A 20,419-nucleotide genomic window follows, 5' to 3' on the forward strand; every position below is an offset into this window, starting at 1 on the left:
GATGCGCAAGCGTCGCATCGTGCTGGCGGTGGTGCTCGCGCTGGGCGCCGTCGCGGCGCTCGGGCCTCGCGCAAGGAAGCGCGAGCTGACGGTGACGCTGCCGCCAGTGCCCGATGCACCGCAGCGGCTGCAGGCCTGGGTGGACGCCCACGAGGCCGCCCAGCCGGGCATCCGCCCGGACAACCAGGCGCGCATCGTCTGGGCCGATCCGCAGCATCCGGCGCGCACCGCCTGCGCCATCGTCTACCTGCACGGCTTCGGCGCCAGCCAGGGCGAGGGCGCGCCGGTGCATCGCGAACTGGCCCGCGATTTCGGCTGCAACCTCTACCTCAGCCGGCTGCCCGGCCACGGCCTGGCCGCGGCGGACGCGATGCGCGGGCTGGATGCGCAGCAACTGGTCGACGGCGCGGCGCGGGCGCTGGCGATCGGTCACGCACTGGGTGACCGGGTCATCGTGATCGGCACCTCGATGGGCGGTGCGCTGGCGATGCAACTGGCCGCGCAACAGCCGCAGGCGGTGGACGCGCTGGTGCTGTGGTCGCCACTGGTGCGCGAACGCGACGACCGGCTGGCGCCGATGTTCTGGCCATGGGGCGGCACCTTTCTGCGTTATGCCTACAACCACGGCGACGAGGTGGTGCCGCAGACGGGTGATTCGGCGTACTGGTCGAAGGCGATCCACATGGACGGCTATCGCAGCGTGGCGGTGCTCAGCCGCAGCGTGCTCAACCCGCGCATGTTCGCGAAGATCCATGCGCCGGCGTTCGTGGGCTACTACTACCGCGACGAGAAGAACCAGGACCCCACGGTGTCGGTGCCGGCGATCCTGGGCATGTTCGACCAGCTGGGCACCGCGGCGAAGTATCGACGCAAGCAGGACTTCCCCGATGCCGACGCGCACGTGATCGCCTCGTCGGTGTATTCGAAATCGGTCGAGTCGGTGCACCGGCGCAGCCGCGATTTCCTGCACGACGTGGTCGGGCTGCCCTATGCGGGCGGCGGACACTGAGCGGCGGAGCCACCATGCATCGCCTATGCTTCGCCATCGCCGTTTTCTGTGGAGTGTTCATGCCCGTCGTCGCCACCGCCGCCGAGAAGCCGCTGGCCGCAAAAGTGCTGGTGATCGGCCACCGCGGCGCCAGCGCCCTGCGTCCCGAACACACGCTGGCCTCGTATGAAAAGGCCATCGTCGACGGCGCCGACTACATCGAACCGGACCTGGTGATGACGAAGGACGGCGTGATGGTGGCGCGCCACGAGAACGAGATCGGCAGCACCACCGACGTGGCCAGCCATCCGGAATTCGCCGCCCGCAAGACCCGCAAGACCATCGACGGCGTGGCGGTCGACGGCTGGTTCAGCGAGGACTTCACCCTGGCCGAGCTGAAGACGCTGCGCGCGCGAGAGCGGCTGCCCAGGCTGCGCAGCACGCAATACGACGGCCAGTTCCCGATCGCCACGCTGGACGAGATCATCGCGTTCGTGGCGGCCGAATCGGCGGCACGCGGGCGCGTGATCGGAATCATCCCGGAGATCAAGCACGGCACTTACTTCCGCGGCATCGGCCTGCCGATGGAAGACGAGCTGCTGGCCACGCTGGCCGCACACGCCTATACGCGCACGGCGCCGGTGGAGATCCAGTCATTCGAGATCGGCAACCTGCAGTACCTGCACGCCAAGCTGGCCGACGGCACGCACGGCAACGTCCGGCTGCTGCAGTTGCTGGGCGACGCCGACGAGCAGCCGTACGACGTGGCCGCCGCGGGCGGCAAGCTCGACTACGGGCAGATGATGACGCCGGCCGGGCTGCGTACCATCGCCACCTACGCGAACGCGATCGGCCCCGGCATCCGCGCGATCATCCCGCTGAAATTCGACCACCTGCTGGGCGAGCCCACCGCGCTGGTGCACGACGCGCACGCGGCCGGCCTCGAGGTGCATCCGTACACGTTCCGGCCCGAGAACTATTTCCTGCCGCTCGACCGGTGGCAGGGCATCGATCCGCGCAACTTCAACGAGGCCGGTTCGATCGCCGAGATCCGCACCTATCTCGCCACCGGCATCGATGCGTTCTTCACCGACGACCCGGCGATCGGGCGCAAGGCGCTGGACGGGATGGACAACAGCAAGTAAGGGGACTGAGGGGCGAGAGAACAACTCTCGCCCCTCGTTCCGGCCAGGATCTTCAGCGGGCGGCGATCTGGAACTGCTGCTTCGTCACCGGCTTGCCGTCGAGCGAGATCTCGACCTGGTACTTGCCGGCCGGCCACAGGTCGGGGTTCTGCACCTTGAACGTGGTGATCGCCGGGCCATCGGTGGCGATCGACTGGCTGATGTTGCTGACCAGCTGGCCCTGGCCTTCCAGGTAGCTCCACTTCGCGTTGAGCGTGGCGCCGCCGGTGCTGCCTTCGGTGGCGACGCTGGCGTAGATCGCCTTGTCGTTGCTGGCAAAACTGTCGCCGGGGCGGGTGACCTGGTGGTCGGCGTTCACCGCGCTGCCCAGGGTGAGCTTGGCCACGCTGAACGGCGTGGGCGGCGGCAAGGTGGAGGCGGCAACCGCGATGCTGGCGGCGGTGGCTGGCGCCAGCGCGCTGGATGCCGCCGGTGAAACGGGCGCCTGCGCCACCGGTGCCGTGGAAGCCGGCGCCGGCGTGGGGGCGGGCGCAGGGGGCTCGCTCTTGCCGCAGGCGCTCAGCAGCAGGGCGCCGGCGAAGGCGACGCTGCAAAGCGCGCCGGAACGCGGGAAGGATGTCATGCAGGTTTTCATGGGAACTCCGCTGTCGATCACGTGGCGGCGACCCGTCGCGGGTGTGGCCAGTGCAGCGAGGCTAGCTCGACGGATCTGAAGCGCCGATTACCGGGAGTTGCCGCGGCCGCTGAACTTTCACGCGGCGGCCACGCCCCGCGCGGACCGCTACTGGCGCACCGTGCGCGGATTGCCCGGCGTGGCCGGCGTGCTGCTGCGGAACGGGTTGATGTCCAGCCCGCCGCGGCGGGTGTAGCGCGCGTACACGCTGAGCTGCCGGGGCGCGCAGCGCTGCGTGAGGTCGACGAAGATGCGCTCCACGCACTGCTCGTGAAACTCGTTGTGGGTGCGGAACGAGACCAGGTAGCGCAGCAGGCCCGCATGGTCGATCGGCGCGCCGCGATAGGCGATCTGCACGCTGCCCCAGTCGGGCTGGCCGGTGACCGGGCAGTTCGAGCGCAGCAGGTGCGAGACCAGGGTTTCGGCCACCGGCGTCGCCGTGGCGTCGGCTTGCAGGAAGTCCGCGTCCGGCGGTCCGTAGCTGTCGATGGCGATGTCCTGCTCATCGAGCAATTGGCCGTCCAGAACGCTCACCGGCAGGCTGGCGCCGCCGGCGGCATGCAGCTGCACGTTCACCACGGCTCCCGCCGCGGCGGACAGGTCGTGCAGCAAGGTGTCGGTGAGGCTGGCCGCATCGGCGATGCGTTCCTGGGCGAAGCCGTTGAGATACAGCTTGAACGACTTCGACTCGATGATGTTGGGCGAGGCCGCCGGCACGTGGAACTCGGCCAGCGCCACCTGCGGCTTGCCGCGCAGGTCGAGCCACGACAACTCGTAGGCGTTCCAGATGTCCACGCCGTGGAACGGCAGCACCTCGCCCAGGCCGATCTCGGCGCGCTTGTCGGCGCGGGGGATCGGAAACAGCAGGCCGGGATCGTAACGGTCGGCGTAGACGGTGTCCTTGCCGAGCGGGGAATGTTCGGGAGTGCTCATGCGGTGGAGTTTAACTGCTCGCGCTCCGGCTTCTTGCGTTCAGGCACTTCGACGTCAAAAGCACCCCACCCCGGCCCTCCCCTGCAGGGCAGGGGAGGGAGTTCACGAGTACGCGGCAGGCTCTACACGTTGACCATGTGCATCATCGAGTCGACGTAGCGGTTGCCGGCGACGGCATCGGGCGGGAAGATCGCGTCGATGGCGGCGAGTTCGGCGGCGGTGAGCCGCACGTCGAGCGCGCCCAGGTTTTCGTCCAGCCGCGAGCGCTTGCGGGTGCCGGGAATCGCCAGCACTTCGTCGCCCTGCGCCAGCACCCAGGCCAGTGCCAGCTGCGCCGGCGAGCAACCCTTGTCGGCGGCGAGCGACTTCACCTGCTCGACCAGCTGCAGGTTGCGGGCGAAGTTGTCGCCGATGAAGCGCGGGCTGGTGCGGCGGTAATCGTCGGCGTCGAAATCGTCGGGCGAGCGGATCGCGCCAGTGAGGAAGCCGCGGCCCAGCGGCGAGTAGGCGACCAGGCTGACACCGAGCCGGCGGCAGGCGTCGAGCATGCCGTTGTCCTGCGGATCGCGCGTCCACAGCGAGAATTCGCTTTGCAGCGCCGCGATCGGATGCACCTTGCAGGCGCGTTCCAGCGTGGCGCCGGACGCTTCGCTGAGGCCCAGGTAACGCACCTTGCCGGCGGTGACCAGTTCGGCCATCGCGCCCACGGTTTCCTCGATCGGCACGTTCGGGTCGACGCGGTGCTGGTAATACAGGTCGATGGTGTCGATGCCCAGGCGCTTGAGGCTGGCGTCGCAGGCGGCGTGCACGTAGTCGGGTCGGCCGTTGACGCCACGTGCCTGCGGGTTGTCCGGGTCGCGCACGATGCCGAACTTGGTGGCGATGAAGGCCTGCTCGCGGCGGCCCCTGATCGCCTTGCCGACCAGCACCTCGTTGGTGTGCGGGCCGTACATGTCGGCGGTGTCGAGCAGGTTCAGGCCGCGATCCAGCGCGTGGTGGATGGTGGCGATCGATTCGGCGTCGTCGTGGGCGCCGTAGAACGCGCTCATGCCCATGCAGCCGAGGCCGAGGGTGGAGACTTGCGGGCCGTGGCGGCCGAGCGTGCGGGTCTGCATGGTGTCGCTCCGTGGGGTGAAGGTGGATGCATGGTGCGCCCGGACGCCCATCGGATAAATGCTCAATAATGGCCATCACCATTCAATCAACGGCAACAATGGCCATGGACCGACTCGAAGCGATGCGGTTGTATACGCGGATCGTCGAACTGGGCAGTTTCACCGCCGCGGCGGACGACCTGAACCTGCCGCGCGCCACCGTCACCCATGCGATCAAGCGGCTGGAGGCACGGCTCGGCGCGCAACTGCTGTTGCGCACCACCCGGCGCGTGCGCAGTACCCGCGATGGCGAGACCTATTACGGGCATTGCGTGCGGCTGCTGGCCGACATGGACGAGGTGGAGGCGGATTTCCGCGAGGCCCTGGTGCAGCCGAAGGGCCGCCTGCGCGTCGACCTGCCGGCGACGCTGGCGCGGCTGCTGGTGATTCCCGCGCTGCGCGATTTCTTCGCGCGCTACCCGCAGATCCAGCTCGATATCGGCACTGGCGACCGCTTCGTCGACCTGGTCCGCGAGGGCGTCGATTGCGTGCTGCGCATCGGCGAGCTGGGCGATTCGGGCATGGTCGGCCGCCGCGTGGGTGTATTGCAGCAGGTCACCGTGGCCAGCGCCGCCTACGTGCGCCGGCATGGTCAGCCCGAGTCGCTGGCCGCGCTGCACGATGGCCACCTGGCGGTGAACTGGGTGTCGCCGACCACCCATCGCGCCGAGCCACTGGAATTCATGGTGGGCCGCAAGCGGCGCGAAGTGACCTTGCCCGGTTGCGTCAGCGTCAGCGGCGTGGATGCCTATCTCGGTTGTTGCGAGGCCGGCCTGGGCATCACGCAGATGCCGCGCTATCGCATCGGCGATGAATTGAAGAGCGGCCGACTGCGCGAAATCCTGCCGGCACATCCGCCGCCGCCATTGCCGATGACCATCCTGTATCCGCAGCAGCGGCAGATGCCCGCGCGCCTGCGCGTGTTCGTCGACTGGCTGGTGGGATTGACGGCGGAGCAGCGCTGAAGCCTGATGCTCCTCCCCCTGCGCGCAGGGGGAGGTTGGGAGGGGGTTGCCCGGGCTGGCGAGGGGCTGAAGATCAAGAGCGAACCCCACAGCTGAAGCACTCCCTGCGGTAGCCCGAACCTCTCCTGCGTTGCCCCAAGGGAATTTCCTGCGGTCGCAGGAAAGCCGGCCATCAGGAAGCGCGGGGCGGGCCGGGACGTGGCGCGCTGGTGCCCAGCGTGTCGCTGGTCAGCGGGGCGCCGGCGGTGATCAGGGCGCCGCGCTGCTCGGCCAGAGGCAGGCGCAGCATGCAGTCCTCGAAGCGGGCCAGTTTCTGGAACGCGGGCTGGGCCTGTACCTGCGCCACCAGGGCGGCCATCAGCGGCCAGCGTTCGGCATCGATCGCGTAGCGCACGAACGAGGCGGTGCGGAAGAAGCTGGCGAGGCTGATGTCGGCGATCGACAGTGCGCCGAACACGAAGCCGTCGTCGGGCAGTTGCTGCTCCAGATAATCGAGCGCGGCAGGAATCTCCACTTCGAGCGCGTGCTGTACCACGACCTCGTTCGGGGCTTCGCCGAAGATGTGGCGCTTGATCGCCAGCTGGTGGAACAGCCGCCAGATCAGGCCGTCGGCCAGCCGCGTGTCGGCGTACTCCTCCAGCCAGCGGGCGCGGGCGCGATCGGCGATATCGCGGGGATAGAGCGAGGGCGTGGGGTGCTGGTCCTCCAGGTACTGGCAGATCACGCTGGAGTCGCTGAGCACCAGGTCGCCATCCACCAGTACCGGGATGCGGCGCAGCGGGCTGAGCCGGCTGAATTCGTCGTTGCCGACGAACGGTGCGATCGGATCGACTTCGTATTCCAGCCCCTTCAGTTCGAGGCAGGCCAGCACCTTGCGCACATAAGGGGAAATGTAGTTGCCGATGATTCTGAGGCGCTGCGTCACGGGGCATCTCCTCCGGAACGGATGCCGCAGCGTGCGATGGCCGCCGCCCGCGCGTCAAGCTGGCCGGCCCGCGGCGCCGTGGTCGGTCGTCACAAGCGACCGATGTCCGTGCGGCAGCGTATTTTTGCGGTATGGGCCCACAGTCGGGACCAATGGCAGGGGTGCCATTGGTCATGCGCAGGCTAGCATCAGGTGTTCGAGTACATCTGGGCCAGGGTCGGCAGTCGCAGCAATCCGCTTTCGCAAGGGGAACGCAACATGAGTTTGATGATCGGCAGTTCGCGCGTGCTGGGTGCGCTGGTATTGGGGTCGTTGTCCGCCGGTGTCGCCGCGCAGGGGCGAACCCTGAGCGCGAACGACTATGCGCAGGCAGAGCGTTTCATGGGTTACAACACCGCGCCGCTGGTCGACCACGCGGTGCAGAAGGTCGACTGGCTCGACGCCGGTCATTTCTGGTACGTCGACCACGACGCCTCCGGCGACCACTTCGTCCGGATGGACGTGGCCAGTGGCAAGACCGCGCCGTTGTTCGACCAGGCCAAGCTGGCGGCGGCGCTGGGCAAGGTCGGCGGCAAAAGCGTCGACGCCGGCAAGCTGCCGGTGCGCAGCTACAAGCTGATGGCTGACGGCCGCATCGATGTCGGCGTGCGGGGCAAGCATTACGCGTGTGACCTCGCCGCCGTCGAGGCCAGCTGCGCCGATCTTTCGAAGCTGGTGAAGACCGGCGACGAACCGGGCGCGCTGTCGCCCGATGGCAAGAGCGAGGCGTTCATCCGCGACTGGAACCTGTGGCTGCGCGACGTCGCCAGCGGCAAGGAAACCCAGCTCACCACCGATGGCGTCGAAGACTTCGGTTACGCCACCGACAACGCCGGCTGGAAGCACACCGACAACGCGATCGTCGAGTGGTCGCCCGATTCGAAGCAGATCGCCACCTTCCAGCAGGACCAGCGCAAGACCGGCGAGATGTACCTGGTCAGCACCCGGGTCGGCCATCCGAAGCTGGAGAAGTGGAAGTACCCGCTGGTTGGCGACAAGGACGTGACGATGATCGAGCGCGTCATCATCGATGTCGCCGCGAAGAAGGTCACCCGCCTGCAGATGCCGCCGGACCAGCACCGCTCCAGCCTGTGCGACGACGTCAGCTGCGGCCCCGAAGGTGGCTGGGACGACGTGAAGTGGGCGGCCGACGGCAAGACCCTGGCCTTCGTCTCCACCTCGCGCGACCACAAGCACGAATGGTTCCGCATCGCCGACACCGCCACCGGCAAGGTGCGCACCGTGTTCGAGGAGAAGGTGCCGACGTATTACGAGAGCGGCAATGGCGCGGTGAACTGGCGCTACCTGCCCGAGACCCACGAGGCGATCTGGTTCAGCGAGCGCAACAACTGGGGCAACCTGTATCTCTACGACCTCAACACCGGCAAGCTCAAGCGCGCGATCACCAGGGGCGACGGCAACGTCACCGAGGTGCTGAAGCTCGATGCGAAGACGCGCACCGTGTGGTTCCGTGGCGTCGGCCGTACGGCGGGCGTGAATCCCTACTACCAGCAGTTCTTCAAGGTCAGCCTGGACGACGGCAAGCCGGTGCTGCTGACGCCGGAGGCAGCCGACCACACGGTCACGCTGTCGCCGGACGGCAAGGCCTTCGTCGACGCGTACTCCACCCCCACCACGCCGCCGGTCACCGTGCTGCGCAGCGCCGACGACGGCCGCAAGCTGGCCGACGTGGCCACCGCCGACATCACCCGGCTGAAGGCCATCGGCTGGGTGCCGCCGATTCCGTTCACGGTGAAGGGCCGCGACGGCAAGACCGATCTGTACGGCATGATGTTCAAGCCGACCCACTTCGATGCCTCGAAGAAGTACCCGATCATCGACTACATCTACCCGGGTCCGCAGACCGGTTCGGTGCGCGGGCGCAGCTTCTCCTCCGCCCGCGCCGACCACCAGTCGGTGGCCGAGCTGGGCTTCATCGTGGTGGCGATCGACGGCATGGGCACGCCGTGGCGTTCGAAGGCCTTCCACGACGCCTACTTCGAGCATGTCGAGGACAACACCTTGCCCGACCAGGTGGCCGGGCTGAAGGAACTGGGCAAGAAGTATCCGTGGATCGATCTCGACCGCGTCGGCGTGTGGGGCCACTCCGGCGGCGGCAACGCCACCGCGGGCGCGATGTTCCACTACCCGGACTTCTTCAAGGTCGGCTGGGCCGAGAGCGGCAACCACGACAACCGCAACTACGAGGACGACTGGGCCGAGAAGTGGCAGGGCCTGCTGGTCAACGACAAGGACGGCAAGACCAACTATGACGCCCAGGCCAACCAGAGTTTCGCGAAGGACCTCAAGGGCCACCTGATGCTGGTTCACGGCACGATGGACGACAACGTGCCGCCGTCGAACACCTTGCTGGTGGTCGATGCACTGATCAAGGCGAACCGCAACTTTGATTTGCTGATGATCCCCAACGCCCACCACGGTTACGGCGAAGCCACTCCGTATGCCACCCGTCGTCGCTGGGATTACTTCGTGCAGTACCTGGCCGGCAATACGCCGCCGGTGGAGTATCAGCTGAAGGCGTGGCCCTGGCGTTGAACCCGGGCTCGACGCCGTGACGACACGGCGTCGAGCCAACTCGGAGGATTGCCCTGATCCTCAGCGCAGGCTGGTCTTCTGTGCCAGCCCCTTGGCCAGGGCTTCGTCCAGCAACTGGCTCATCGACTGATCGGCCGCCTGCTGCGCCTGCTGTTGCTGGCGGTCGATTGCCTCTTGTTGCTTCTCGAAGCCGGCCTGTTGGGCTTCGAGCGCCTTTTGCTGGGCGGCCAGGCGTGCTTCCAGTTCGGCGTGGCGTTGGTCGAGCCGCGCCTGCGCCGCGTCCATCTCGTCCTGCCGTGCATCGAGTTTGCGCTGCTGCGCCTGTGAATCCGCTCCGTTCGCAGCGACCGAGGCGATCTGCGCCGCCATCTTCGCCTGTTGCCGCGCCAGCCCGGCTTGTTCCCGTGCGAAGGCGGCATCCTGCGCAGCAAGCCCGGCCTGCCTGCCGGCGATCGCGCCCTGCTGGCCGGCGAGCTCGCCCTGTTGCCGGGCCAGCGCGGTCACCGGTGCGTAGATGCGGCTGGCACGTTCCAGCATGGCCTTGTCGTGGATCACGTAGGCCTCGCTGCCGCGACGAAACCACAGTATCGACTTGTTGGTGGCGCGGAGCTTCTTCACTGCATCGAGATCGGCGTTCGAGCCGTTGATGGTGATCATCGAGTCGCCATCGAACAGGGCGAAGCCATTGTTCGCGTGATCCGTGGTGTCGATGCTGACGTGCCGCGCGGAGAAGCCGCTGTCGCTAGGCGGCGCGGGCGGCGGCGGTGGCGGCGGCGGTGGGCTCATCGCCGGCAGTGCCGGCGGGGCCGGTGGCGGTGGTGGCGGCGTGACGGACGGGGCGGACGAATGCATCGGCGCCATCGGGGCGAGCGGTGCCAACGGTGCCAACGGTGCCACTGCGGCCGTGCTGGTCACCGCCGCCTTCGCGTTGTCGTGCTGGTTGCCGGCGGCGGTGACGCGGTAGGGCAGCACGCCGATCAGGGCGATCGCGGCGACGAGCAGCCAGCCGCGTGCGCGGGACGTTGGCTGGTTTGCGGTTTGCTGAAGCATGGTCAGTCGCCTCTTCAGGTTGTGGAAGGTGGGGGATGCGCCGGCCAGGCCGGCATGGACGGGTTGCGCCACGCCGAGGCGCAACAGCAGGCGGCCGTAGTCCTGTGGGGTGGCCTGGTCGTGCTGCACGACCTGCGCGTCGCAGGCCGACTCGCGGTTCAGTGCGTATTCGCGCATCGCCCAGCGCACCAGCGGGTGGAAGCAGAACAGCCATTGCGCGAGCGCCGGAATCCAGCCCAGCCAGAGGTCGCCGCGGCGCAGGTGGACAAGTTCGTGGGCCAGCGCCATCGAGGACTCGTCGGCATTCAGCGCGTCGCGCGCCGGCAGCAGCACGGTGGGCTGCCACAGGCCGATGACCTGGGGCGACACGATCGCGTCCGATACGCGAAGCTGCGGGCAGCGGCGCAGGCCGAGTTGACGGGACTTGCGCAGGCACAGCGCCTGCATCGCCCGGTCGCCGATCGCTTGCGAGTCGTGCAGAACCTGTCGCGTGGCGCGCCATTCGCGCAGGCTGCGCGAGGCCAGCCACAGCAGCGCGGCCAGCCACAGCGCGATCACGGCGGCACGCCAGGAAAGCACGGGTGTGATGGCCACGACGGTGGGCGAGGTATGCAGCACGGTCTCATGGCCGGCCAGCACCATGGCGTTGTAGGAGACGGGATGAGCAACCTGCACCGTCGCTTCCACCGCCGGCGCCGGCAACCACGGAAGTTCCACCGGCGCATGCCACAGCAGGCCCAGCAGCAGTTGGGCGCCAACCAGCCACCACAAGGTGCAGCGCATCGCCGACGACAAGCGCGGCAGCAATCGTCCAAGCAGGTAGACCAGGCCGATCAGGCCGATCGCCTGGATGGACGTCCACAGCATGCGGGTGAGCAGGGTCTCGGCCAGCGTGTTCAGTGCATCCATCTCACGACTCCTTGCGGCGTGATTGCAGCTGGGACACCAGCGCTTCCAGCTCGGCCAGTTCGTCGTCGCTGACCTCGGCGCGCTCGGACATCCACGCCACGAACGGCGAGACCGAACCGCTCAGGGTCTTTTCGACGAAGCTGCCCACCGCGCTGCGCATCGCCTCGCCGGCGCCGGTGACCGTGCTGTAGCGGAACATGCCGCGCAGTTGCCTGCGCTTGAGAAAACCCTTGCCGCGCAGCCGCTCCATCATCGTCAGCACGGTGGAGCGGGCCAGCCCGCGCGGCTCGCCGAAGCTGGCGGCGATTTCGCCGACCGAGGCCGCGCCGCTTTCATCGATGTGCTGCAGCAGCGCCAGTTCCTGGTCGCCGATGGAGGGTTTGCGCATGACGGGTTCCGCTTGACTACAGTTGTAGGCAAGCTACGCCATGACTACAGGCGTAGTCAAGTGCCGTTCGATCGGGGTCCGGTTGACGCCTCGATTCCACCCCCTGCGCGGGCTGCGCCCAGCGTGGCGGGAAGGCGGCGCTGGCAAGCGCCGTCCTTTCCGTATCCCCGATCCCGTCTTCCAATCTCCGCTCAGAACGCCATGTCGAACGCCACCTCGCCCTGCACGCCGACCTGATACGCCGACACCCGGCGCTCGAAGAAGTTGGCCAGTTCCTGCACGTCCTGCAGGTCCATGAAGTCGAACGGGTTCTTCGCGCCGTACTTCTTCGGCAGGTCGAGCTGGGCGAAGCGCTGGTCGGCGCAGTATTCCAGGTACTGGCGCATGTCCTTCACCGACATGCCGGCCACGCCGCCGGACAACACGTCTTCGGCGAAGCGGGTTTCGCAGGCGATGGCTTCTTCCATCATCTCCTCGACCTGGGCGCGCATGTCCGCGTCGAACAGTTCCGGCTCCTGCTCGCGCACGGTGCGCACCACCTCGAAGGCGAACGCCATGTGGCAGCTCTCGTCGCGGAACACCCAGTTGGTGCCGGCCGCCAGGCCGTGCAGCAGGCCGCGCGAGCGCATGTAATAGACGTAGGCGAACGCAGCGTAGAAGAACAGCCCTTCGATGCAGGCGGCGAAGCAGATCAGGTTGAGCAGGAACTGGCGCCGGTGCGCGCGCGTCTCCAGCCTCTGCAGGCCCTGGATCGAGTCGATCCACTTGAAGCAGAACGCGCCCTTCTGCCGGATCGACGGAATCGTCTCGATCGCCGCGAAGGCGGCGTTGCGCTCGGCCGGGTCAGGGATGTAGGTGTCGAGCAGGGTGAGGTAGAACTGCACGTGCAGCGCTTCCTCGTACAACTGGCGCGACAGGTACATGCGCGCTTCCGGCGCGTTGATGTGCTGGTACAGGTTCAACACCAGGTTGTTCGACACGATGGTGTCGCCGGTGGCGAAGAAGGCCACCAGGCGCTGGATCAGATGACGGTCGGCCGGCGACATCTTCGTGTCGAGGTCGCGCGTATCCATCGAGAAATCCACTTCCTCGACGGTCCAGGTGTTCCTGATCGCGTTGCGGTACATCTCGTAGAAGCCGGGATAACGCATCGGGCGCAGGGTGAGTTCGAAGCCTGGGTCGAGGATGTGAGCGTTGCGGGTGGGTTGGGCAGACATCTTGGTTCCTTGGATTCATAGCTTGCGCGCATAGTCGTCGTGCACGAAGCGGCTGACATAGGTGGAAAGCCCCAAGCCGGCTTGCGCCAGCTTTTGCATGTTCGCGATGTGTTCGCGACCGGTGGCTTTGTCGGTGTATTCGTAGGTGTCGCCGTTGACGAAGCGGATGCAGATGAAACCGTCACCGCACTCGTAGGCGGTGACGCCGGAGTTGCCGTCGAGGTTCCGGTAGCGTTTCATCGCGACACCTCTCGCGTCATTGGCAGGCTTCGCAATACTCCGGGTTCTCCAGTGAACAAAACACCGCGGCGGTGGCCTGGGCCTGGTCGGGCAACGACGAGACGGTGGTCTTGGCGATCTTCGTCGCCGGTCGCGAGCGCAGGTAGTAGGTGGTCTTGATGCCGGCCTTCCACGCGTACATGTACATCGAGCTCAGCTGGCCGATGTTCGGGTTTTCCATGAACAGGTTCAGCGACTGGCTCTGGTCGATGTATGCGCCGCGCGAAGCGGCCAGTTCGATCAGCGCCTTCTGCGGCAGTTCCCATACGGTGCGGTAGATCTGGCGCAGGGGCTCGGGGATCGCGGTGATGCCTTGCACGGAGCCTTCCGCCAGCTTGATCGCGTCGCGAACTTCGGGCGTCCATAACCCCAGCACCTTCAGTTCGTCGGCCAGATAACGGTTCACCTGCAGGAAATCGCCGGACAGCGTCTCGCGCTTGAACAGGTTGCTCACCTGCGGTTCGATGCATTCGTAGCAGCCGGCGATGGACGCGATCGTCGCGGTAGGCGCGATCGCGATCAGCAGCGAGTTGCGCAGGCCATGTTGTTTGATCTGTTCGCGCAGCGCATCCCAGCGCGTGTCGTCGTGTGGTGTGGCCTGCGGCCAGTGGTCGAACTGCAGCTCGCCGCTGGCCGCACGGCTTTCGGCGAAACCGGGATGGGCGCCTTCGGCTTCGGCCAGTTCGCACGACTGCGACAGCGCGTTGAAGTAGATCTCCTCAGCGATGCGGGTGGACAACGCCAGCGCCTCGGCGGAGTCGAATGGCAGCCGCAGCTTGAAGAACACGTCCTGCAAACCCATGACGCCGAGGCCCACCGGCCGCCACTTCATGTTCGCGGTGCGCGCGGTGGCGATCGGGTAGTAGTTGAGGTCGATCACCCGATTCAACTGGCGCACCGCGGTGCGCACGGTGGCGGCGAGCTGGTCGTAATCAAACACGCCCCCGGTGACGTGCCGCGCCAGGTTCACCGAGCCGAGATTGCACACGGCCGTCTCGTTGACCGAGCTGACTTCGAGGATCTCGGTGCACAGATTGGACAGATGGATCACGTTCCCGGATTTGGCCGTCTGATTGGACGTGGCGTTGCAGCGGTCCTTGAACGTCATCCAGCCGTTGCCGGTCTGCGCCAGCGTACGCATCATGCGGGCATAGAGCTCGCGTGCCTTCACCGCTTTCACCGCGAGGCCGTCGGCTTCGGCCTTGCGGTACGCGGCGTCGAACACCTCGCCCCAGCTGTCGACGAAGTGCGGCACCACTTTCGGATCGAACAGCGACCAGTCGCCGTCATTCTCGACCCGGCGCATGAATTCGTCGGGAATCCAGTTCGCGATGTTGAGGTTGTGCGCGCGGCGCGCGTCGTCGCCGGTGTTGTCGCGCAGTTCCAGGAAATCCTCGATGTCGGCGTGCCACGACTCCAGGTAGACGCAGGCCGCGCCCTTGCGCTTGCCGCCCTGGTTCACCGCGGCGACCGACGCGTCCAGTGTCTTCAGCCACGGCAACAGGCCGTTGGAGTGGCCGTTGGTGCCCTTGATCAGCGAGCCGCGCGAGCGCACCCGCGAATAGGCCAGGCCAATGCCGCCGGCGAACTTGCTGAGCTTGGCCACGTCGGCGTATTTGTCGTAGATCGACTCCAGCGAATCGACCGGCGAGTCGAGCAGGTAGCACGAGCTGAGCTGCTCGTGCGCGGTGCCGGCGTTGAACAGGGTGGGCGAGCTGGCGATGTATTCCAGTGACGACAGCAGGCGGTACAGCTCCAGCGTCTCGCCGATCTCGTTGCCGCCCAGCGCGCAGGCGATGCGCATGAAGAAATGCTGCGGTGTCTCGATCACCAGGCGCTGCCGCGGGTGGCGCAGCAGGTAGCGGTCGTACACCGTGCGCAGGCCGAAGTATTCGAAACGGCGGGTGGCCAGCGGGTCGATCGCGTCGTTCAACTTGCGCGCGTTGGCGGCCACGAAGTCGCGCAAACGATCGTTGAGGATGCCCAGCTCGGCGCCACGCGCGATCGACTGCGAGTAGCTCTGGATTTCCTGGCCGCTGACCTCCTTGTCGATGTACGCGCCGAGCAGGCGCGCGGCGAGCTGGCCGTACTCGGGCTCCTCCGCGGTCAAGGCGGCTGCGGTGCGGATCGACAGCTGATCGAGTTCCTGCGTGGTGGCGCCGTCGTACAGGCCGCCGATGGTCTTCAGCGCGACCCGTAGCGGATCGACGCCGTGCAAACCTTCGGCGCTGCGCGTCACCGCGCGCACGATCTTGTTGACGTCGACGGCTTCCTGGCCGCCGTTGCGCTTGGTCACGTGCATGGAGGCCGCGCTATGCGGCGGGGTCAGCGCGAACGCGGCTTCATCGGTGGACGGGCTGGGGGATTCGGCGCGCGCGACGGCGCGCTCGCGTTCGGCGGTATCGAGGGCTTGCATGGCGGTTGGCTCCGGCGAAGGACATCAAACGCCTGCTCCCGCGCGCAGGGCCTGATAGCGACGGATTCCGGAGGCGACGCGCGAGCGGACGCCATGCGGCGACCGCCTCACGACGCACTTCCCCGCGGAAGCCGTCACTACGCAACGGGACACGTTCGTCCCGCTGTGTCGGCAGGTCTTCGGACTTGCGGACGAGGATCAGAGCGATCCGCCTAGTTGCTCCCGCTTCCCAGCCGCTGAGGGCCAGTGCATGTGGGGGCGTTCGTTTCCGCTTTACCGCTGCGGGGCAGTTCCGGAGTCACACCGGATTCCCTTTTAAGCCCGACCGATGTCGCATCTGGTCGGGCACCGACGGACACAACATATCGGGTGGCCCGGACAGGGTCAACCCAACAAGTTGTGCATAAGTCGGGGCGAAAGCCGCTTGCGGCGAGCGCTGGCGCGGGCTGCCAAAAAATTACAGCGCGTCGTGATCCAGCTCGCCGGTGCGGATGCGGATCACCTGTTCCAGCGTGCTGACGAAGATCTTGCCGTCACCGATCTTGCCGGTGCGGGCGGAGTTCTGGATCGCCTCCAGCACCCGGTCCAGCTGATCATCGGCCACCGCCACTTCCAGCTTGATCTTGGGCAGGAAGTCCACCACGTATTCGGCACCGCGATAGAGCTCGGTGTGCCCCTTCTGGCGGCCGAAACCCTTCACCTCGGTCACCGTGATGCCCTGCAGACCCACCTCCGCCAACGCCTCGCGGACATCGTCCAGCTTGAACGGCTTGATGATCGCCACGACCAGCTTCATGGGTTTGGTTCCTTGCCAGGGCATCGATTACGTCGGAGGGCCATTTTGCCTGCCTGCCGGAACATTGTCGCCTGATCGCGACGGGTGTAGGACAATCCTTACAATTATTGATGGAGCGTACCGATGGCGACGCCGATTTGCATTCACCTAATATTCAATCCGACGAGTGCGAGGCGCTATCCATGATGGATAGGCAGGATATCGACCAGATTGCCCTGCGACTTGTGTCGTTGGTACCGCCAGGGTTGGCACAGGCGCATCAGGATTTGCGAACCAACTTCCAAGATGTTCTGGCGCAAGGATTGCGCCGCCTCGACCTGGTCACCCGCGAAGAATTCGAAGTCCAGTCCCAGGTACTGGCGCGTACGCGCGCCAAGGTCGACGAATTGGAGCGACACGTGGCCCAGTTGGAGGCCGCGGTGGCTGCCCGCGCGGGTTCGTAAAACCGCCTCCCGGGAGCCGCCTCCGATCCGTCACCCTCACCCCGAGAACGATCGGAGGCGGTTATTTATTCAGCGCTGCTGATGGAGCCGTTCCATGTCCATGCCCCTCAGCACCCCGCCCTCCATGTTTCCCCTCCAGCTGTTCCATCGACCCGCGGCCGCATGAGTCTTGCCGTTACCCTCAGCCGTGCGCAGGAAGGAATCGCCGCACCGCAAGTGATGGTCGAGGTGCATCTTTCCGGTGGTCTGCCGTGTACCAACATCGTCGGCCTGCCCGAGGCTGCGGTGCGCGAGGCCCGCGATCGCGTGCGCGTGGCGATCCAGAACACCGCGTTCGAATACCCCGGTCGCCGCGTCACCGTGAATCTGGCGCCGGCGGAGCTGCCCAAGGACGGCGGCCGGTTCGACCTGCCGATCGCGCTGGGCATTCTTGCCGCCAGCGGCCAGGTGCCGCGCGAGAAACTCGACGACTGTGAATTCCTCGGCGAACTGGCGCTGAGCGGCACGCTGCGCAGCGTATCCGGCGTACTGCCGGCCCTGCTGCGCGCGCGGGCGCGCGGGCGCCGGGTGGTGGTGCCGCGGGAGAACGCCGCCGAAGCGGCGCTGGTGGCCGATGTCGACGTGCGCGTGGCCGATACGCTGGCCGAGGTCTGCGGCTGGTTGCGCGGCGCCCACGAGCTGTCGATGCCGGTCGGCATTCCCAGCAACGGCGGCGCGGAAGACGGCCCCGACCTTGCCGACGTGCGTGGACAATTGCAGGCGCGTCGCGCGCTGGAAATCACCGCCGTGGGTGGCCACCACCTGCTGCTGATCGGTCCGCCCGGCACCGGCAAGACCATGCTGGCCGAACGCCTGCCCGGCATCCTGCCGCCGCTGAGCGAGTCCGAAGCGCTGGAGACCTGCGCCGTGCTGTCGGTGGCCGGCCAGACGACCGACCTGGCGCACTGGCGACGGCGCCCGTTCCGTTCCCCCCATCACACGGCGTCCGCGGTGGCCCTGGTCGGCGGCGGTTCGTATCCGCGGCCGGGTGAGGTGTCGCTGGCGCACAACGGCGTGCTGTTCCTCGACGAACTGCCGGAATTCAGCCGGCACGTGCTGGAAGTGCTGCGCGAGCCGATGGAATCCGGCCACATCATGATCTCGCGGGCGGCGCGGCAGTCGACCTTTCCGGCCCAGTTCCAGCTGGTGGCGGCGATGAATCCGTGCCCCTGCGGTTACGCCGGCGACCCCCGCTGCCAATGCACGCCCGATCAGATCCAGCGCTATCGCGGGCGCATTTCCGGCCCGTTGCTGGATCGCATCGACCTGTGCGTGGAAGTGCCGCCCGTGCCCCTGGCCGACCTGGGTGCGCCGCGCGGCGACCGCGACGAGGACTCCGCCACGGTGCGCGCGCGCGTGCTCAACGCGCGGCGGCAATCGCTGATGCGGGCGGGTCGGCCCAATGCGGAAATCAGCACGCGTGAACTGGAGCGCGATTGTGCGTTGGGCGCACCGGAGCGGCGCTGGTTCGAGGCTGCGCTGGAGCGGCTGGGCCTGTCCGCGCGCGCCTATCACCGCGTGTTGCGGGTGGCCCGCACGATCGCCGACCTGGACGGCGGCGCCGCCCTGCTCGAACGCGAGCACCTGGCCGAGGCGCTGCAGTACCGCCGCTTCTGAGCGACGGCGAGAACCTGCGTGACTGGACGTCCAGGAGCGCGCATGTTTCGATAGCGCCCGGATCTTCCCAGGGAATGCGATGACTATCGAGCTCAGCCTGATGCTCGCCGGCATGCTGGTGATCGGCTTCCTGGCGCAGTGGCTGGCATGGCGGGTGAAACTGCCGGCAATCGTGTTCCTGCTGCTGGCCGGAATCATCCTGGGGCCGGTCAGCGGCGTGCTGCAGCCGGACAAGCTGCTGGGCGAACTGCTGTTCCCGATGGTCTCGCTGTCGGTCGCGCTGATCCTGTTCGAAGGCAGCCTGACCTTGCGCTTCCACGAATTGCCGGGCATCGGCAAGGCGGTGCGCGGGCTGGTCAGTTACGGCGCGGTGGCGTCGCTGCTGCTGCTGGCGCTGGCCGCCCATCTCGTCGCCGGACTGGCCTGGCCGATCGCCCTGCTGTTCGGCGCGTTGGCCTGCGTGACCGGGCCGACGGTGATCGCGCCGATGCTGCGCACCCTGCGCCCGAATGCCCGCATCGCCAACACGCTGCGCTGGGAAGGCATCGTGATCGACCCGCTGGGCGCACTGTTCGCGGTGCTGATCTACGAGGCCATCGTGTCGCGCCAGGAAGGGCACACCATCGGCATCTTCGTTGCCACGATCGGCTGTGGCGTGGGTATCGGTGCGCTGTCGGCGTGGACGATGGCGTTCTTCCTGCGTCGCCAGATGATTCCCGAATACCTGCAGAACTACGCGGTGCTGGCCGCGGTGCTGCTGGCCTTCAGCGTCTCCAACACGCTGACCCACGAGTCCGGCCTGCTGGCGGTGACGATCATGGGCATCGCGCTGGGCAACCTGCGCGGCGTACACATCGACGACATCCTGGATTTCAAGGAAAGCCTGACCACGGTGCTGGTGTCGCTGCTGTTCGTCCTGCTCGCCGCCCGGCTGCAATGGCCGTTGCCCGACGGCATGCTGGGCGCCGGCATCACCCTGTTCGTGATCGCGCAACTGCTCGTGCGGCCGGTGACCGTGGCGATCGCCAGCTTCGGCAGCAGCCTGAGCTGGCGCGAGCGTGCGCTGATCGGCTGGGTGGCGCCGCGCGGCATCGTGGCCGCGTCGGTGTCGGCGCTGTTCGCGCTGCGCCTCGATGCCCTGGGCGTGGCCGGTGCCGAGGCGCTGGTGCCGCTGGTGTTCACCCTGATCATCGGCACCGTGATCCTGCAGAGCGCCACCGCCCGTCCGCTGGCGATCTGGCTGAAGGTCGCCGAGCCGGAGCCGCGCGGTCTGCTGATCTTCGGTTCCGACGTCGTGGCGCGCGCGATCGGCAAGGCGCTGGACGAGGCAGGCTTCCGCGTGGTGCTGGCCGACGACGACTGGGATGGCATCCGCCTCGCGCGGATGGAAGGACGCAGCACCTTCTTCGGCAACCCCGCCTCGCCGCATGCGGAGCGGCACCTGGACCTCACCGGCATCGGCCGGTTGCTGGCGGTGTCGACCCATCGCGAGCGCAACTCGCTGGCCTGCGTGCACTACCGGCAGGAATTCGGTCGCGAAAGAGTCTACCGCCTGCGCAACCTCACGCCCCAGGAAAACACCGACCGCGCCGCGCTCGCCGGCAGCCTGCTGGCGCCGCCGCTGTTCGACGAGACGATGACCCACGGGCGCTTCGCCGAAATGCTGGAACAGGGCTGGCGGATCAAGTCGACCCGGCTCAGCGCCACCTTCGACTGGCCGCACTTCATCGAGCAATACGGCTCGAACACGGTGCTGATGTTCGGCGTCGAGGAAAAGGGCGCCCTGCGGGTGGCCTCGGCCAAGCGCGAACTGGAACCGAAGCCCGGCTGGACCGTGATCGCGCTGGTGCCGCCCAGCGAGAAGTGAGGAACAAGAAGTGAGGAGTG

Annotated in this window: 17 protein-coding genes and 1 riboswitch; of the genes, 7 read left to right on the plus strand and 10 right to left on the minus strand. The window is 67.2% G+C overall.

Going from position 1 to position 20,419, the window contains the following annotated elements; genetic code table 11:
• The first annotated feature begins 1 nt into the window (after position 1).
• Together ASD82_RS08605 and ASD82_RS08610 are read left to right on the plus strand one after the other, a co-directional pair.
• Positions 2-1,009: an alpha/beta hydrolase gene (locus ASD82_RS08605; protein WP_056717421.1), complete on the plus strand. Its 1,008-nt coding sequence runs from the start codon at positions 2-4 to the stop codon at positions 1,007-1,009.
• Positions 1,010-1,068: 59 nt separating this feature from the next.
• The gene (locus ASD82_RS08610) at positions 1,069-2,133 is read left to right on the plus strand and encodes a glycerophosphodiester phosphodiesterase (RefSeq protein WP_157599224.1); all 1,065 of its coding nucleotides are present in this window, start codon (positions 1,069-1,071) and stop codon (positions 2,131-2,133) included.
• Positions 2,134-2,185: 52 nt separating this feature from the next.
• On the opposite strand, the gene ASD82_RS08615 is transcribed toward ASD82_RS08610, so the two are convergent.
• The 3 genes from ASD82_RS08615 to ASD82_RS08625 all read right to left on the minus strand — a co-directional run bounded on the left by ASD82_RS08615 (position 2,186) and on the right by ASD82_RS08625 (position 4,854).
• Positions 2,186-2,755, minus strand: a complete 570-nt coding sequence (locus tag ASD82_RS08615; RefSeq protein WP_056717423.1) for a hypothetical protein — start codon at positions 2,753-2,755, stop codon at positions 2,186-2,188.
• Between the two features lie 159 nt (positions 2,756-2,914).
• On the minus strand, positions 2,915-3,739 hold the full coding sequence (queF, locus tag ASD82_RS08620) for an NADPH-dependent 7-cyano-7-deazaguanine reductase QueF (RefSeq protein WP_056717424.1): 825 nt from the start codon (positions 3,737-3,739) through the stop codon (positions 2,915-2,917).
• 122 nt (positions 3,740-3,861) lie between these two features.
• A complete protein-coding gene (locus ASD82_RS08625) occupies positions 3,862-4,854 on the minus strand; it encodes an aldo/keto reductase (protein WP_056717425.1) in 993 nt (330 codons plus the stop codon).
• 104 nt (positions 4,855-4,958) lie between these two features.
• Here ASD82_RS08625 and ASD82_RS08630 point away from each other — a divergent pair, with 104 nt between their 5' ends.
• A complete protein-coding gene (locus ASD82_RS08630; protein WP_056717457.1) occupies positions 4,959-5,858 on the plus strand; it encodes a LysR family transcriptional regulator in 900 nt (299 codons plus the stop codon).
• A gap of 172 nt (positions 5,859-6,030) precedes the next feature.
• Here ASD82_RS08630 and ASD82_RS08635 read toward each other — a convergent pair whose 3' ends face one another.
• Positions 6,031-6,783, minus strand: a complete 753-nt coding sequence (locus tag ASD82_RS08635) for a glutathione S-transferase family protein (protein ID WP_056717426.1) — start codon at positions 6,781-6,783, stop codon at positions 6,031-6,033.
• A gap of 258 nt (positions 6,784-7,041) precedes the next feature.
• Here ASD82_RS08635 and ASD82_RS08640 point away from each other — a divergent pair, with 258 nt between their 5' ends.
• Positions 7,042-9,378, plus strand: a complete 2,337-nt coding sequence (locus ASD82_RS08640; RefSeq protein ID WP_056717458.1) for a S9 family peptidase — start codon at positions 7,042-7,044, stop codon at positions 9,376-9,378.
• Between the two features lie 60 nt (positions 9,379-9,438).
• Here the strand turns inward: ASD82_RS08640 and ASD82_RS08645 are convergent, their stop codons facing one another.
• The 6 genes from ASD82_RS08645 to glnK all read right to left on the minus strand — a co-directional run bounded on the left by ASD82_RS08645 (position 9,439) and on the right by glnK (position 16,433).
• Positions 9,439-11,337: a M56 family metallopeptidase gene (locus ASD82_RS08645; protein ID WP_056717427.1), complete on the minus strand. Its 1,899-nt coding sequence runs from the start codon at positions 11,335-11,337 to the stop codon at positions 9,439-9,441.
• A gap of 1 nt (position 11,338) precedes the next feature.
• Positions 11,339-11,725 (minus strand): BlaI/MecI/CopY family transcriptional regulator, encoded by a 387-nt coding sequence (locus ASD82_RS08650; protein WP_056717428.1) that lies wholly within the window; start codon positions 11,723-11,725, stop codon positions 11,339-11,341.
• A gap of 191 nt (positions 11,726-11,916) precedes the next feature.
• Entirely contained in the window at positions 11,917-12,942 is a 1,026-nt protein-coding gene (locus ASD82_RS08655) for a ribonucleotide-diphosphate reductase subunit beta (RefSeq protein WP_056717429.1), read from the minus strand.
• A 15-nt stretch (positions 12,943-12,957) separates the two neighbouring features.
• A complete protein-coding gene (locus tag ASD82_RS08660; RefSeq protein ID WP_056717430.1) occupies positions 12,958-13,182 on the minus strand; it encodes a hypothetical protein in 225 nt (74 codons plus the stop codon).
• A gap of 16 nt (positions 13,183-13,198) precedes the next feature.
• On the minus strand, positions 13,199-15,637 hold the full coding sequence (locus ASD82_RS08665) for a ribonucleoside-diphosphate reductase subunit alpha (RefSeq protein ID WP_082585287.1): 2,439 nt from the start codon (positions 15,635-15,637) through the stop codon (positions 13,199-13,201).
• Positions 15,638-15,789: 152 nt separating this feature from the next.
• Positions 15,790-16,005: riboswitch (cobalamin riboswitch) on the minus strand.
• Positions 16,006-16,094: 89 nt separating this feature from the next.
• On the minus strand, positions 16,095-16,433 hold the full coding sequence (gene glnK / locus ASD82_RS08670; RefSeq protein WP_056717431.1) for a P-II family nitrogen regulator: 339 nt from the start codon (positions 16,431-16,433) through the stop codon (positions 16,095-16,097).
• A gap of 182 nt (positions 16,434-16,615) precedes the next feature.
• On the opposite strand from glnK, the gene ASD82_RS08675 reads away from it, so the two are divergent.
• The 3 genes from ASD82_RS08675 to ASD82_RS08685 all read left to right on the plus strand — a co-directional run bounded on the left by ASD82_RS08675 (position 16,616) and on the right by ASD82_RS08685 (position 20,399).
• Positions 16,616-16,876: an accessory factor UbiK family protein gene (locus ASD82_RS08675; RefSeq protein ID WP_040672624.1), complete on the plus strand. Its 261-nt coding sequence runs from the start codon at positions 16,616-16,618 to the stop codon at positions 16,874-16,876.
• A gap of 162 nt (positions 16,877-17,038) precedes the next feature.
• The gene (locus ASD82_RS08680) at positions 17,039-18,532 is read left to right on the plus strand and encodes a YifB family Mg chelatase-like AAA ATPase (RefSeq protein WP_082585288.1); all 1,494 of its coding nucleotides are present in this window, start codon (positions 17,039-17,041) and stop codon (positions 18,530-18,532) included.
• Between the two features lie 79 nt (positions 18,533-18,611).
• Complete coding sequence (locus ASD82_RS08685; RefSeq protein ID WP_056717433.1) at positions 18,612-20,399, plus strand: sodium:proton antiporter; 1,788 nt, start codon at positions 18,612-18,614, stop codon at positions 20,397-20,399.
• The last annotated feature ends 20 nt before the right edge of the window (positions 20,400-20,419 follow it).

This window comes from Rhodanobacter sp. Root179 (genome assembly GCF_001428465.1).
Lineage (GTDB): Bacteria > Pseudomonadota > Gammaproteobacteria > Xanthomonadales > Rhodanobacteraceae > Rhodanobacter.